Origin of the sequence: Saxibacter everestensis (assembly GCF_025787225.1) — a bacterium.
GTDB classification, from domain to species: domain Bacteria; phylum Actinomycetota; class Actinomycetes; order Actinomycetales; family Brevibacteriaceae; genus Saxibacter; species Saxibacter everestensis.
On the sequence record NZ_CP090958.1, the window covers coordinates 2,137,719 to 2,150,922 of the forward strand.

Below are 13,204 nucleotides of genomic sequence, written 5' to 3' on the forward strand. Positions count from 1 at the left end.
ACGATCATTGTCAGCCTCTTGTCGGGCGAGGCTCTCCGCGCGCTGGCGTGGCCGAGAATCCGCTGCACCGCCTTGACGTTTGCCCCGGCGCTGATCGCGAGCGGCGGCGCCGTGTGGCGGAGGTCGTGAGGCGGAGGTCGTGAGGCGTCACCCTCGGCATGACGGGAGGCTCGGGCTGCTTCGCCGCCTTCGCCTCGCTGACGGAGCCGGTGGAGTTCGACTTCGAAGCGATCGAAGTCGAACTCGTCGAGGAAGAACCGCGCATAGCCAGCCAATTCACCGGGACAAAAATAGAGGCCCTGTCCAGCATTTCTGCTGGTCAGGGCCTCTTCCAGTGGCGGGGGTAGGATTTGAACCTACGACCTCCGGGTTATGAGCCCGGCGAGCTACCGAACTGCTCCACCCCGCGACGCAAGACTTAACTTTACGCACAAGATCCTGCCAATGCAAATCGGCGAAAAATCCGCCTATTTGCGCGGATTTTCGGCCGTTTCCAACCTGCCAGATCCTCCCTGGCCGTGTTGGTTTGTCGCAGTTGCGGTCGATATTTCCGCCCGAACTGCGACAAACCAACACCTCGCCGATCCGGCAGCCTATTCAAGGCCCCGAAGGCTGCCGAACCGCTACGGCGTTGCCGGGGCGGACGGTGTCGCCGGCGCCGTGGCGTCGTCCGACGACTTCTTGCCGGCGATCTCCTCCTGTGCCCGGGTAGCCCGCTCCACAGCATCGTTCAGCCGCTTCTGCGCGTCGCCGTAGGCGCCGAAGTCGCCCTTGCTCAAGGCGTCCTGACTTTCCTTCAGCGCGTCACGTGCGTCCTCCAGCGCCTTTTGCAGCTCTTCTTCGGCCGTTGCCTGCTGCGGCTCGCCGCCGTCGCCGTCCTCAGACGGATCCGGCGCGTTCGCGTCACCAGCGTTAGCACCTGAATCGCCACCGAAGATCTGGTTCAGCGCCTCGTCGAGAGTCGGCGCGAACCCGATCTGGTCACCGAACGCCACCAGCACACGCTGCAGCAGCGGGTAGGAGGTCTCCCCCGCCGACCGGACGTACACCGGCTGGACGTAAAGCAGACCGCCGCCGACCGGAAGGGTCAGCAGGTTGCCGTTCTGCACCTGGGATGAACCCTGACGCAGCAGGTTCAGCTGATTCTGAACGGTCGGATCGGCGTTGAAGTTGTTCTGCGCCTGACCCGGTCCTGGAACCGCGGAGTTCCTCGGCAGCTGCAGCAACCGCAACTTGCCATACGCATCCGACGGCGCGCCGGCCTTGTCGCCCGCGTCGGCATCCGCGGCGAGGAAGCCGGTTAGCACGTTTCGGGTCTGGCCCGCGGCCGACCGCGGGATGAACGACGTCGTCAGCGAGAACGCCGGATCGTCCTGGCCGGGCATCTGCAGCGTCAGGTAGTACGGCGGTTGAGTTGCCGCGCCGGTTTCACTGCTCGCCGTCGGGTCATTCGGCGTGGTCCAGAAGTCCTGCGCCGAGTAGAAGGCCGCAGCATCCGACACGTGGTACGACGCAAGCAGCGTCCGCTGAACCTTGAACAGATCCTCAGGGTAGCGAAGGTGGCTCATCAGATCGCTGGAGATCTCGCTGACCGGCTTGATCGTATTCGGGAATGTCTTCATCCACGACTTCAGCACCGGATCCTGCTCATCCCAGGCAAACAGGTCGACGCTACCGTCAAAGGCATCGACAGTGGCCTTGACCGAGTTGCGGATGTAGTTGACCTTCTCGCCGGGAAGGGCAGCGACATTGCCATTCCGTGCGGTGTTTGAATCCGCGGTGACGTCGTCAAGGGTTTCCGGACGGGAGTACGGGTACTCAGCGCTCGTCGTATACGCGTCGACGATCCACTTGACCTTGCCGTCAACCACAGCCGGGTACGGGTCACCATCAACCGTCAGGAACGGAGCGACCTTCTGCACGCGCTCCCGTGGATTGCGCTCATACATGATCTGCGACTGATCGTTAAGAGCATCGGAAAGCACGATCTGCTCGTCCTGGAACTTGATCGCGTACAGCAGACGGTTGAACAGGTTGCCGACGCTCGGTCCACCGTCGCCGTTGAACGTGTAGTTCACCTGGCCGGACGGCTCATCATCGGCCGGGTAGTCAAGCTCGCGCTTCTGTCCGTCGGCCGGACCGCCAACGATCGAGTACTCGGGCGCCCGCTCGCCGAAGTAGATCCGTGGTTCGTAGTCACCCAGCTCGCCGACCGACGGAATGCCGGACTCGGAGAACACCGGCCGGCCGTCACTTGCGCGCTGGTTGCCATAGGCTGCCACGACACCGAAGCCGTGGGTGTACACGATCGTCTGGTTGTACCAGGACGGATCGGACCCCAGGCCGGCCGTGTTCAGCTCACGGGCGGCGATTACTGTGTCCTGGATCTTGTCGTCAATGGCATACCGGTCGACGTCCAGCTGCTCCGGGAAGCTGTAGTACTGCTTGTTCTGCTGCAGCTGACGGAAGGAATCCGATACAAGGTTCGGATCGAGCAGCCGGATGCTGGCCGTGGTTTCGGCGTCCTGGCGCAGGGCGCCGCTTTCACCCTCGAGGGTCGGGTCGTAATTGGTCACCTCGACATCATCGATGCCGTACGCCGCCCGGGTGCCCTCAAGGTTTCTATTGATGTATTCGGCCTCAAGCGTCTGCTCGGACGGGCGGACCTGGAACCGCTGCACAACCCAGGGATAGATCCCGGTCGAGACGATGCCGAGAATGACCAGGAGCGCGGTGCCGACGATAGGCAGCCTCCAGCGTCCCCAGACAGCCGCGGCGACGAAGAGCAGCGCGACGATAACCGCTGCTATGGCAACGATCGCACGCGCCGGAAGCACGGCGTTGACATCCGTGTACGTCGCGCCGGTGACCAGCCCTTCCGAATCCGTCAGGCTGCCGTATCGCTGCATCCAGATGCTCGCGCCCTGCATCAGCACGAACACGCCGACGGCGACGGAAATCTGGATCCGGGCGGTCTTGGTCAGGTCGAGCCGGCGTTCCCGGGTGGGGCGGATGCCGCCATAGAGATAGTGCACGACGACGGCGGCGATAAGCGACACCATCGCCACAGTTCCGATCAACCCGACCAGGTAGCGCAGCCAGGGCAGAGTGAATACATAGAACCCGTTGTCCAGGCCGAACTGCGGCTCAGTCTGGCCAAAGGGCTCCTGATTGATCCACAACAGCACGGTCTGCCACTGTGAGGCTGCCGATGAGGCGGCAAACAATCCGAGCAGCGCAGGCACGGCGATCATCATCACTTTGCGCAGCGGCTCGATTGCCTCGCGGTATCGGTCGAGGTTCTCCTGTTGCGGAGTGGAGGGCACATAGACCGGACGCGACTTGAACGCGATGTTCATCGTCAGCCAGGCGACGGCGCCCATCAGCAGGCCGGCCCCGACGAAGAGAGCGCCGCGAGCCAGCCATGCCGTAGTGAACACCTCGAGGTATTTCACCTGGCGGAACCAGAGCACCTCGGTGTAGATCTGCGCAAAGATTATGAACGCGACAATGAGCGCGGCAACGATGCCGATTGTCGGAAGCAGCGGTGAGCGCTTGCCAGGCGCAGCGCTCTTTGGTCGGTTGCTGCCGGCCGGTGGTGGGAAAGTCACTCTTTGTACCTCTTAGAAATCGTTGAAGCAGGTGATGCTACTTAGAATCAGTGCGCGTCATTTTGCAGTGCATGCTGGCAGATCGCCGGTGCGCCCCCCACTGCCAATTGTCTCTACGGCGGTGCGGGCATCATCGAGTGTCTCTACCCTGATGACCTGTAGGCCTTCCGGCACGTGGTCGACCACTTCGTCGCAATTGTCCGCAGGCGCCAGGAAGTACTCCGCACCGGCGCTCTTCGCACCGTAGAGCTTCTGACGGATTCCGCCGATCGGGCCGACCTCGCCGTCGGTGTCGATTGTGCCGGTCCCGGCGATGTGCTCTCCCCCGGTCATTGCCCCTGGCGTCAGGGTGTCGACGATGCCGAGGGCGAACATCGTGCCGGCCGAAGGCCCGCCGATGTTCTCCAGCTTGATGCTCACCTCGAATGGGAAGGTGTAATCGGGCGTCAGCAGCACCCCGAGCTGATACTTGCCGTCGTTCTTCTTCGGCGTCACGTTGACTACCTGGTTGCCACCGTCACGCTCGACGGTGATCGGAACCGGATTGCCGTCACTGGCGGCGACGACCGCCTGAAGCCCGGTCAGCGAGGTGACCGGTTTGCCGCCGGCGGCGGTGATCACATCGTTCTCGGCTACCTTCCCCTCGGCAGGTGAATCCGGGGAAAATCCTGACACGGTGAGTTTCGTGGTGTAGGCAATCTTCAGGTTCGCCAGTGCCGCCGCAATTGCGGTTTCCTGTGATGACGACATCTCGGCCGTGTTTACTTCTTTAATGTCTTCGGAACTCACGCCAGCGGGATATACCGCTTCCGCCGGCACCACAGCGTGCTTCTGGTTGAACCAGCTGCCGAGGACGTTGTTGAAGCCGAGGTCGCTGTTCGGTCCGCCGCTGACCGCAACAGTCAGCAGATCGAGATTACCGTCGGTCGGGAATGTCTGATGTCCCGCTATGTTGATCAGCTTCTGCCCATCGACGGTCCCCAGGGTGTTCACAGTAGGGCCGGGCGTTTCAATCACATAGGGAATCTTGAACATCGACAGCGTGACGATCAGCACAAGAGTGAGAAACCCGGAGATCGCCAGCACCGGACGGGACCGGGAGGATCGGGGCGTGCTCGGCGAAACCGTCAGACCCTCGTTGGTCTGCGGGACCGGCTTATCAGTCCGGTCGCCGATCTGATGCACCACGGTCTGCGTCCTTTCGATGATGAAAGTCCAGCTTAGTTTACGATCAACTCCGGCTTCGACCCGGCTGCATTGTGCTCACAGCGATATCCCAGCGAAGTTGCGGCAGGCAGGGACGATACGGCCGGGTTTAGTCGTTACGGTAAATACAGGTCAATTGCGAAAGAGGGATCATGAGCGCTTCAGACTCCAATAACGACGACGAGAATACTCCGGACCGCAACCCGGATGATTCTGGTGATTCGGTGAACCCGTTCGCCGATGCTCTCGGAGCCTTGTTCGGCAAGGATTTCGCCGAGAAGCTCGGCCAGGGCGGCAATTTCGACCCCTCGCAGCTCGCGGCCGGCCTTGGCGCCGACCCCGCGATGATGTCCCAGATGTTTGCCCAGGTTCAGGCGATGATGTCCAACACGGATCAGTCCCCGATCAACTGGAAGCTCGCGCAGGATTCTGCCCGGGCAAAAGCAGCCGGCAATGACCCGAGCGTCACCGCCGAGCAGCAACGCGAAATCGCGGAAGCCTACCGGCTGGCGCAGCTGTGGGTCGCCAACGCAACGGTTCTGGACGCCGCCGGAGCCAACGCCAAGGCGCTCTCCCGGGCCGAGTGGGTCGAGCAGACCCTGCCCACCTGGAAGCTCCTTGCCGAACCGGTTGCCGCCAGCGTCTCCAAGGCGATGGCGGAAAACCTTGCCCTGCAGGCCCCTGCCGAGATTCAGGCAATGATGGCCGGCGCCGGCCAAATGCTCCAGTCGGTCGGCGGCAGCATTTACGGAATCCAGCTCGGACAGGCCGTTGGCACGCTCGCCGGATCAGTCCTTACTTCAACGGAAATCGGATTCCCGTTGATGGAGGGAAGCACCGCTGCATTGCTGCCGACGAATATCTCGGCATTCGCCGAGGACGCTTCGGTTCCTCTGGATGAAGCACGGCTCTACCTCGCTGTCAGGGAAGATGCGCATCTCAGGCTGTTCTCCCACGCCAATTGGCTGAGGTCGCATGTTCAGACCCTCGTGCAGGAATACGCCCAGGGCGTGCGGATCGATTCCTCCCGACTGGAAGACCTCGCCGGACAGTTCGATATGTCCGATCCGAGCAGAATCACCGAGGCACTGTCCTCTGGTCTGTTCGAGATTCCGGATACCGAAGCGCAGAAGAACGCGCTGCAGCGGCTGGAGACCACCCTGGCATTGATCGAGGGCTGGGTCGACGCCGTGACCCATGAAGCGACAGCAGCCCTGCCGAGCCGCGAGGCACTTCGTGAGTCGATGCGTCGCCGCCGCGCGAGCGGCGGCCCGGCCGAGAATACATTCGCAACCCTGGTCGGACTCGAACTGCGTCCGCGCCGACTCCGCGACGCCGCAGCCTTGTGGGCGCTTATCGCAGAGGAGAAGGGCAACCAGGTCCGCGACGATATCTGGGCTCACCCGGACCTGCTGCCATCGACGGCCGACCTCGACGACCCGCTGGGGTTCTTCGAACGCAACGAGCAGGCCGAACAAGCAAGTGTCGACGTAGATGCTGCCCTCGCGCAGCTTTTCGCAGACGCCGAGAAGGCTGACAGCGCCGAAGAAGAGGATTCCCAGGCTCCGGCCACGGACTCCGGCGATGAGTCCGACGGTTCGACTGGTTCGACTGGTTCGACAGGTTCGACAGGTTCGACAGGTTCGACAGGTTCGACAGGTTCGGTCGGCGATACGGGTTCAGCTGAGGACACGACGGCCTCGGCCGACGACAACGCCACAGACGACAATGATGGCGGCGAGGAACCCAAGAAGCCGTGAGTTTTGAACGGCTGGTGCCCGGCGCGGTCGACACGCTCACCCGCTGGGCACCGGATGCCCCCCGGATGGCGGGGCTGCGTGACGACTATTTGCGCTGCATCGAGACACACGGCGCCTCCGCGCTGCAAAAGGGCGGACATTCAAGCCATCTCACCGCAAGCTGTTTCGTACTCGACCCAGCTGCCACGTCGATCCTGCTGACCTATCACCGCAAGGGCCGTTTCTGGGTGCAGTTCGGTGGGCATCTGGAAGCGGGCGATTCCTCGCTGAGCGCGGCCGCCCTTCGCGAGACCATCGAGGAAAGTGGCGTGCGGTCGTTTCGGACCGAGCCAGGGGCAATTTTCGATCTCGATCGTCACGCCCTGACGTCGGCGTTTGGCAACTGCCGCGAGCACCTCGACGTCGCCTTCGTGGCCAGCTGCGAGCGCTCCGCTCCGATCCAGGTCAGTCTGGAGAGCGAAGACGTAGCCTGGTGGCCAGTCGACGACCTGCCGCAGGATGTCGTCCCCGATCTGCCGCCGCGGGTTCACCGAGCAGTGCAATGGGCCCGCCAGGCGGCCTAGTCACGAAACCGCACTCCCTCATCGGGACTGCTCGATCCGGAGGCAGTCGGAGTACCCGTTGAGGTAGGCCTGGGCTCGTTCGGTCCGTGGATAGGCGGATACCAGCGCCCAGAAGGCCTTGCTGTGATTTGCCTCCAGCAGATGCGCCAATTCGTGAATGATCACGTAGTCAGTCACCCACTGCGGCATCGGCTGCAGCCGATGGGAAAGGCGGATCGCGCCTACGGATGGCGTGGTCGACCCCCAGCGGCTGTTCTGGTTGCGCACCCACTCGATAGTCAGCGGATTCGCCCGGTTCCCGAGGTACTGCTTCGAGAGTTCCTCCGCCCGGCGCTGCAGGTCCATGTCGGAGCTCTTGGTCTTCGACAGCTTCTTCTGCAGCCGGGCGACCATCTTCTCAACCCAGAAGTCCTCTTGTTCCCGGCTGAAATGCGCGGGAATCGACACCACTGTCGTGGCTCCTTCCCGGAATGCAGAGACCGACGACTTCCGGCGACGCGACCTGCGCACCTCGATCGCGGATTGAATTTCGGCTGCTGTCATGGCGACCACGGTAGCCGATGGCACTGACATCGCAGGAGCAGCGTCTCGGCAAGCCATTCTATCGGCGTATCCGGCTTCGTTTTCCACAGATTTTCGCTGGGCGCCCAATAGAACCGCTTCGTGCTCCTAGACTCATCAGCAGTGAAGGAGACCCCATGTTGCAACTGTTTCCGGCTCTGCGCCAGGCATGGCGCAGCTCTCACTGCCTCCAGCTTGGAATCCAGGACCCGGTCCTGATCGACGGGTTGGACGGCAAGGACGAGTTATTGCTCGTTGCTCTGCGGGCCGGCGTCAGCGAAGCTGAGTATCGTCGGCGGACGGCAGAGCTCGGTGTCGATCCCGCCCGGGCCGATAGTTTGCTTCGCCTGCTCGGCGAGGCGCAGGCCCTCGTGCCGGCACCAGAGAACACCGCGGAACGTGTCACGAATCCGTATGACAGCCGGCTGGCTCACTTCTCTGCCGTCTCGCTGAAGTACCGGGAGACGCCGAGTGTGATTTCGTCTCGGCGGTCCGGCAAGCGGGTGTTACTCGTCGGCCATCCCGGGTTCGCCGACCAGCTCAAGTTGGCGCTTGCGACCGGCGGGATCACGGCAGACCTGACCGATTGTCTTCCGGAGCGGGATCCGGATGTCGATCTCGTGGTGCTCATCGCCTCGGATGTAGCCGATCCTGCGCTCGCTGACGAACTCATGCGCAACGATATCCCGCACCTTCTGGTGACAACAGGCGAAACAACGCTGACGGTTGGGCCGCTGGTCGTGCCCGGCACTACGGCCTGTCTGCGGTGTTCCGAATTGCAGCATTGCGACGAGGACGCCCAATGGCCGATCGTCTTTGCCCAGCTATGCGCAGGTTCCCGGCCGCCACCGGACCCGGATCCCCTGCTGGTGACGGCTGGGGCAGGGCTGGCGGCCCTGCAGTGCGCAACCTTCCTCGATGCCCGTCGCACGGCCTCGGCGCTCTCCGCCAGGCTTGAACTCGCACTGCCCGACGGCGATGTCAGCCGACTGGATATCACCCCACACCCGCGGTGCGGGTGCCAGACGATGCCGACATCCAGCGCAGCGTCTGCCTGGGATGCCAGTTGACCGTCGTCTTGGGACCGTGGTTGAGCTCCGAGGTCGCAGCGAGCATCCCCGCCCGATGCACCAGCTGCGACGGCCACAGTCCGGACCATTGACGGACGGTCCATCGGCAGCTGGCCTCCCGGCTGCGTCAGAACAGCCGCAACCGGGGCGGCCGGCCGCAGGCATCGGTCAGCGGATTCCCTTAACAACGCCGGCCAGGTAGACCTCCCGGTTGCGACGTTCCAGCCGCAGCCGGTCCTCGGTTGGGTTGTCTGGCTCGATCGCACTGACCATTAGTGCCAGTTGCTTTAATTTCCCGAGCCGGCGTGACCAAGAACCTAAACGCTGTCTGAGTCGTGGCCGGCGTGCTGCCTTCTTTAACATAACCATTCCTTCGTGCCCGAAAACGGGCGCTAAAACATTGCTCGACGGCGCAGGCCAAGCCCACGCCAACATTGGTGGAACATCGCAATTAGCGACGTGATTTCGAAGCGCTCGGATGCCGCCGCGGCTTGGAACAGGTGCGATTATCCAAGCAATACAACGACCGGGTGTGCCTAAGCCGCCGAGGCAACCTTCCGGGGCCGGCCGCGACCGCGCTTCCTGGCCACAATGACGCCTTCGACGAACAGCTCGCCGCCCCAGACGCCAGAGTGCTCACCGCGCTCCTTGGCACCTTCCAGGCACGCGGCACGCAGTGGGCATTCGGCGCACAGCAGTTTTGCCATTTCTATGTCCCGCGGTGACTCGGCGAACCAGAGCTCTGGGCTGTTTCGTTGACAGGGAGATGCCGGTACCTGCGGATTTTGCCCGGCAGATAGCGCTTCTGACTGCAGCCCGGATAGCAAATCGGGCAACAACATGGTGATTCCTTCGCTTGTGAGAGGTGAGTGTCCGTGGCTGAGTTTGGGAGACAGTCGAACCTCTGCGGCGGCACTCGCACTGGTGCCGAAACTACAAAGGCCGCGTATCCCGATGGGGATCGCGGCCTGTGCCAAGCGAATGGCGAGAACTAACTCAGGCGGTCGCGGATCCCGGAATGCTGACGGATGCGGGGCAGGATGAACTGCACCCGGTCCATGCCGAGCGTGCCGTATGTCGCTATTGCTGTGTTCATATTTCCCACCTCCTTTTCCATGGTGCCTTGCGCGGTAACACAAGGCACATTCGAACCTGACAACTACACTCTAGACAGTCGACATCATCGCGCGCCAGTTATTTAATTAGTTTCTTCCTTAACTACCACTTTGAGGCACTCGCCAGCTTTCCGATCAGGTGTTTTTCGCGTCGCCGGAATGTGCCGAGACCGCCGATAGAACCTGCTCTCCATAGCGTTCAAGCTTGGCCGGCCCCACCCCGGGCACCTCTGCGAGGGCGGCCAGGTCGCTGGGACAAAGCTCCGCTATCGCCATCAGGGTGACATCGGTGAACACAACGAACGCCGGCACGTTACCCTCCTGGGCGTGCCGCAGCCGCCAGGCCTTCAGTGCTTCGAAGAGCTCCTCGTTGTATGCCGGCGGGCATTCTGCGCACCGGGCCAGTTTTCGCTCGGTCACACTGTGCAGCAGCTTGCCGCAACCGGCACAGTGCGTCGGCAGGGGCTTCTTCGACCTCGGCTTTCGAGCAGTACCCTCCGTCGGGTTTTTGGCTGCCGGCCGCGGCCGTGAACGGGCGCCTGCCGTGTCCGTCGGCCGCAACTGGGCGATAAACCGCGAAACGCGGCGGTTCGCCCGGCCTCCAGGTGACCTGGACAGCGACCAGCTGAGCGTCAGGCGGGTCTCCGCCCGGGTAATGCCGACGTACAGCAGACGCCGCTCCTCGTCCACGGCTTCTGTCGTATCCGCGAATGAGATCGGCATCAGACCCTCGTTCAGGCCGACCAGGTATACCGACGCCCACTCAAGGCCCTTGGCCGCATGCAGCGAGGCTAGTGTGACCCCCTGCACCGTTGGTGCATGCTGGTTGTTCGCCCGATCCTCGAGCTCGGTGATCACGTCCCGCAGAGTCGGCGGCACGTCGGACTCACGAGCCGCAATCTCATCGGCAAGCGCCACGATGGCCTGCAACGATTCCCATCGCTCACGAACAGCACCTGCAGTCTCAGGCGGGTGCTCGCTCCAGCCGAGCGACCCGAGAACGTCGCGGACATTCTGGCCGATCGGTTCGCCAGGTGCGACCGAACGCGCGGCGCCGCGAATCAGCAGCATCGCCTCGCGCACTTCCTTACGGGAGAAGAACCGCTCACCGCCGCGGACCAGGTAACCCACGCCGGCGGCGGCAAGGGACTGCTCAAGAGCAGCGCTCTGGGCGTTCGTCCGGTACAGGATGGCGATCGAACTTGCAGGCGTACCGCTGTCGACTTCCTGGCGCACCAGCCGGGCGATGCCGGTCGCCTCGGCCTCATCGTCAGGAAATTCCTTGAAGACCGGCTGAGGGCCGGACTCCCGCGCCGCGATGAGTTCAAGGCGGCCGAGTCCGGACGCCGTTGCGAGGAGCCGGTTGGCCAGGGAGACGACCTGGGGAGTTGACCGATAGTCGCGCACCAGCTTGACCAGGGTCGCGTTGTCGAACCTGCGGGTGAAGCCGAGCAGGTGCTCCGGGCTGGCACCGGTGAATGAGTAAATGGTCTGGCTGGCGTCGCCGACAACACACAGATCGTCACGGTCGCCCAGCCACAGGTCAAGCAGGCGCTGCTGGAGCAGGGAAACGTCCTGGTACTCGTCGACGACGAAGTGCCGGTACTGCGAGCGCACCGTTCTGGCGATGTCCTCGTGGTCAGTGAGGATACCGGCCATCAGCAGCAGGACATCCTCGAAGTCAAGCACTCCCCTGTCGATCTTGACCTCTTCGTAGACCCGAAGCAGTGAGGTCATCGTTGCAACATCGAGCCCCGCCGGCATTGGACGGTGCTTCTTCGCAACCGCTGCGGCATAGGTCGCGTCGGTCAGCATGGAGACCTTGGCCCATTCAAGTTCCGCAGCAAGATCGCGGATCGTCGCCCTGTCGGTATTGATCCGCAGCCGGTGCCCGGCTTCCGCTAGCAGCGGAGCCTTGTGCTCGGCCAGTCGCGGGATCGACCCGCCAATCGCCTGAGGCCAAAAGTACTGCAGCTGGCGCAAAGCGGCGGAATGGAAGGTGCGCGCCTGCACAGTCGGGGCTCCCAGCTCCCTGAGCCGGGACCGCATCTCACCGGCCGCGCGAGCGGTGAAGGTGACGGCAAGGACTTCGGTTGGCTTATAGATCCCGGAGGCTACCCCGTAGGCGATCCGGTGCGTCATCGCCCGAGTTTTGCCGGTGCCAGCGCCCGCCAGAACACAAACCGGACCGTTGAGCGCGGTGGCGACCTCCCGCTGTTCGGGATCGAGCGCTTCGAGAAGTCGATCAGGGGTCACGGAAGCGGCCGGCCCAGCCAGGTCTCGATCAACTGATGGGCAATTGACGCCGCGCCCGGCAACTCAATTTCTCCCGAGGCCGCGGCGGCGAATAGCTCGCCCCGGGTGAACCAGCGCGCATCGAGAATCTCCACACCGTCGATTGCGATCTCGGTTGATTCGGCAGAGGCGAAGAAGCCCAGCATCAGCGAGGACGGAAACGGCCAGGGCTGCGATCCGAGGTAGCGCGGGTCGGTTACCACAACGCCGGTTTCTTCGAAGACCTCACGGATAACCGCCGATTCCAACGATTCCCCAGGTTCCACGAATCCGGCCAGGGTGGAATAGCGGTTCGACGGGAACAGTGCGTTGTGCGCCAGCAGGATCCGTTCCTCGCCGTCATCACCGACCGGGTGGATGACGGCCATGATCACGGCTGGATCGGTACGCGGAAAATGTTCGCTGTTGTCGGCTGGATCCCGCCGGACCCATCCGCCCTGCTCGGGGATTGTCGGCGTACCGGTGCGGGGGCTGAACTGGTGGGTGCGATGCCAGTTACTGACCGCGACGAGTTCGGTCAGCGCGCCGATGTCGCGATCGGAAAGCTCCGTGGCGAGGTCGCGCAGCGCGCGCCATGATTCAGCTACCGGCTCCAGCCGGGCGGCATCGTCGTCCGAGAGGGCGACGCCGACAATTGCTGTTGGCTTATCGAAGTCGGCGTCGTCCGGCAGCGTCACGCCGAGAAAGATCCGTAGCAGCCCGGTACCGACGTCCGCAGGCGAAAAGTAGCGCAGTCGGTCGCCGTACACCAACGTCTGGCCATTGTGAACGACGATAACTCTGGTGGCCTCGTCACGCCACAGTTCATCGAACAGTTCCGGGTTGTTCCGGTAGAGGTAAGCGCGGTCAAGAGCCGAACGAGACAAGCTGCGGTGCCTGAATCCGCCCCGTTCACCAGAGGCATTCGGCAGTGAGGGAGTGTGGTCGGATGTCATTGCCGGAATGCTGCTCATAACTCAACGGTACAAAACGCCGACGCGAATCGGCAGTTGGCCCACCCTCGGCCCACTGGCTGGTCTCGCG

The 13,204-nt window shown here is 63.1% G+C and carries 10 protein-coding genes, 1 tRNA gene and 1 pseudogene; 4 read left to right on the forward strand and 8 right to left on the reverse strand.

The window, feature by feature from the left end; all coding sequences use genetic code 11:
• Positions 1–38: 38 nt before the first annotated feature.
• Positions 39–140 (reverse strand): annotated as a pseudogene (locus tag LWF01_RS10235) (hypothetical protein); the annotation flags it as partial.
• A gap of 18 nt (positions 141–158) precedes the next feature.
• On the opposite strand from LWF01_RS10235, the gene LWF01_RS10240 reads away from it, so the two are divergent.
• On the forward strand, positions 159–347 hold the full coding sequence (locus LWF01_RS10240; RefSeq protein WP_349640972.1) for a hypothetical protein: 189 nt from the start codon (positions 159–161) through the stop codon (positions 345–347).
• On the opposite strand, the gene LWF01_RS10245 is transcribed toward LWF01_RS10240, so the two are convergent.
• The 3 genes from LWF01_RS10245 to LWF01_RS10255 form a co-directional block, all read right to left on the reverse strand.
• Positions 336–409 (reverse strand) — tRNA-Met (locus tag LWF01_RS10245). The two genes, LWF01_RS10240 and LWF01_RS10245, sit on opposite strands and share 12 nt — an antisense overlap.
• Positions 410–623: 214 nt before the next feature.
• Positions 624–3,611, reverse strand: coding sequence for a UPF0182 family membrane protein (locus LWF01_RS10250; protein WP_349637300.1), 2,988 nt, complete (start codon positions 3,609–3,611; stop codon positions 624–626).
• Between the two features lie 57 nt (positions 3,612–3,668).
• Positions 3,669–4,799 carry a YlbL family protein gene (locus tag LWF01_RS10255; RefSeq protein WP_349637301.1) on the reverse strand — a complete coding sequence of 377 codons (1,131 nt, stop codon included), beginning with the start codon at positions 4,797–4,799 and terminating at the stop codon, positions 3,669–3,671.
• Positions 4,800–4,969: 170 nt separating this feature from the next.
• Here LWF01_RS10255 and LWF01_RS10260 point away from each other — a divergent pair, with 170 nt between their 5' ends.
• Both LWF01_RS10260 and LWF01_RS10265 read left to right on the forward strand, forming a co-directional pair.
• The gene (locus LWF01_RS10260; RefSeq protein ID WP_349637302.1) at positions 4,970–6,577 is read left to right on the forward strand and encodes a zinc-dependent metalloprotease; all 1,608 of its coding nucleotides are present in this window, start codon (positions 4,970–4,972) and stop codon (positions 6,575–6,577) included.
• Positions 6,574–7,140: an NUDIX hydrolase gene (locus LWF01_RS10265; RefSeq protein ID WP_349637303.1), complete on the forward strand. Its 567-nt coding sequence runs from the start codon at positions 6,574–6,576 to the stop codon at positions 7,138–7,140. The genes LWF01_RS10260 and LWF01_RS10265 overlap by 4 nt, the downstream gene beginning before the upstream one ends.
• Before the next feature lie 18 nt (positions 7,141–7,158).
• Here the strand turns inward: LWF01_RS10265 and LWF01_RS10270 are convergent, their stop codons facing one another.
• Entirely contained in the window at positions 7,159–7,683 is a 525-nt protein-coding gene (locus LWF01_RS10270) for a M48 metallopeptidase family protein (RefSeq protein WP_349637304.1), read from the reverse strand.
• Positions 7,684–7,838: 155 nt separating this feature from the next.
• Here LWF01_RS10270 and LWF01_RS10275 point away from each other — a divergent pair, with 155 nt between their 5' ends.
• Positions 7,839–8,771: a hypothetical protein gene (locus LWF01_RS10275; protein ID WP_349637305.1), complete on the forward strand. Its 933-nt coding sequence runs from the start codon at positions 7,839–7,841 to the stop codon at positions 8,769–8,771.
• Positions 8,772–9,307: 536 nt separating this feature from the next.
• Here the strand turns inward: LWF01_RS10275 and LWF01_RS10280 are convergent.
• The 3 genes from LWF01_RS10280 to nudC form a co-directional block, all read right to left on the reverse strand.
• On the reverse strand, positions 9,308–9,613 hold the full coding sequence (locus LWF01_RS10280) for a WhiB family transcriptional regulator (RefSeq protein WP_349637306.1): 306 nt from the start codon (positions 9,611–9,613) through the stop codon (positions 9,308–9,310).
• A gap of 408 nt (positions 9,614–10,021) precedes the next feature.
• Positions 10,022–12,142: an ATP-dependent DNA helicase UvrD2 gene (locus LWF01_RS10285; protein WP_349637307.1), complete on the reverse strand. Its 2,121-nt coding sequence runs from the start codon at positions 12,140–12,142 to the stop codon at positions 10,022–10,024.
• Entirely contained in the window at positions 12,139–13,134 is a 996-nt protein-coding gene (gene nudC / locus LWF01_RS10290) for an NAD(+) diphosphatase (protein ID WP_349637308.1), read from the reverse strand. Before nudC ends, LWF01_RS10285 begins: the two co-directional genes overlap by 4 nt.
• Between the last annotated feature and the right edge of the window lie 70 nt (positions 13,135–13,204).

Excerpts from the sequence above, each read along its gene's own strand:
- LWF01_RS10270 (WP_349637304.1), bottom strand. The coding sequence starts at position 7,683 with ATGACAGCAGCCGAAATTCAATCCGCGATCGAGGTGCGCAGGTCGCGT.
- LWF01_RS10260 (WP_349637302.1), top strand. The coding sequence starts at position 4,970 with ATGAGCGCTTCAGACTCCAATAACGACGACGAGAATACTCCGGACCGC.
- LWF01_RS10275 (WP_349637305.1), top strand. The coding sequence starts at position 7,839 with ATGTTGCAACTGTTTCCGGCTCTGCGCCAGGCATGGCGCAGCTCTCAC.
- LWF01_RS10280 (WP_349637306.1), bottom strand. The coding sequence starts at position 9,613 with ATGTTGTTGCCCGATTTGCTATCCGGGCTGCAGTCAGAAGCGCTATCT.
- LWF01_RS10240 (WP_349640972.1), top strand. The coding sequence starts at position 159 with ATGACGGGAGGCTCGGGCTGCTTCGCCGCCTTCGCCTCGCTGACGGAG.
- nudC (WP_349637308.1), bottom strand. The coding sequence starts at position 13,134 with ATGAGCAGCATTCCGGCAATGACATCCGACCACACTCCCTCACTGCCG.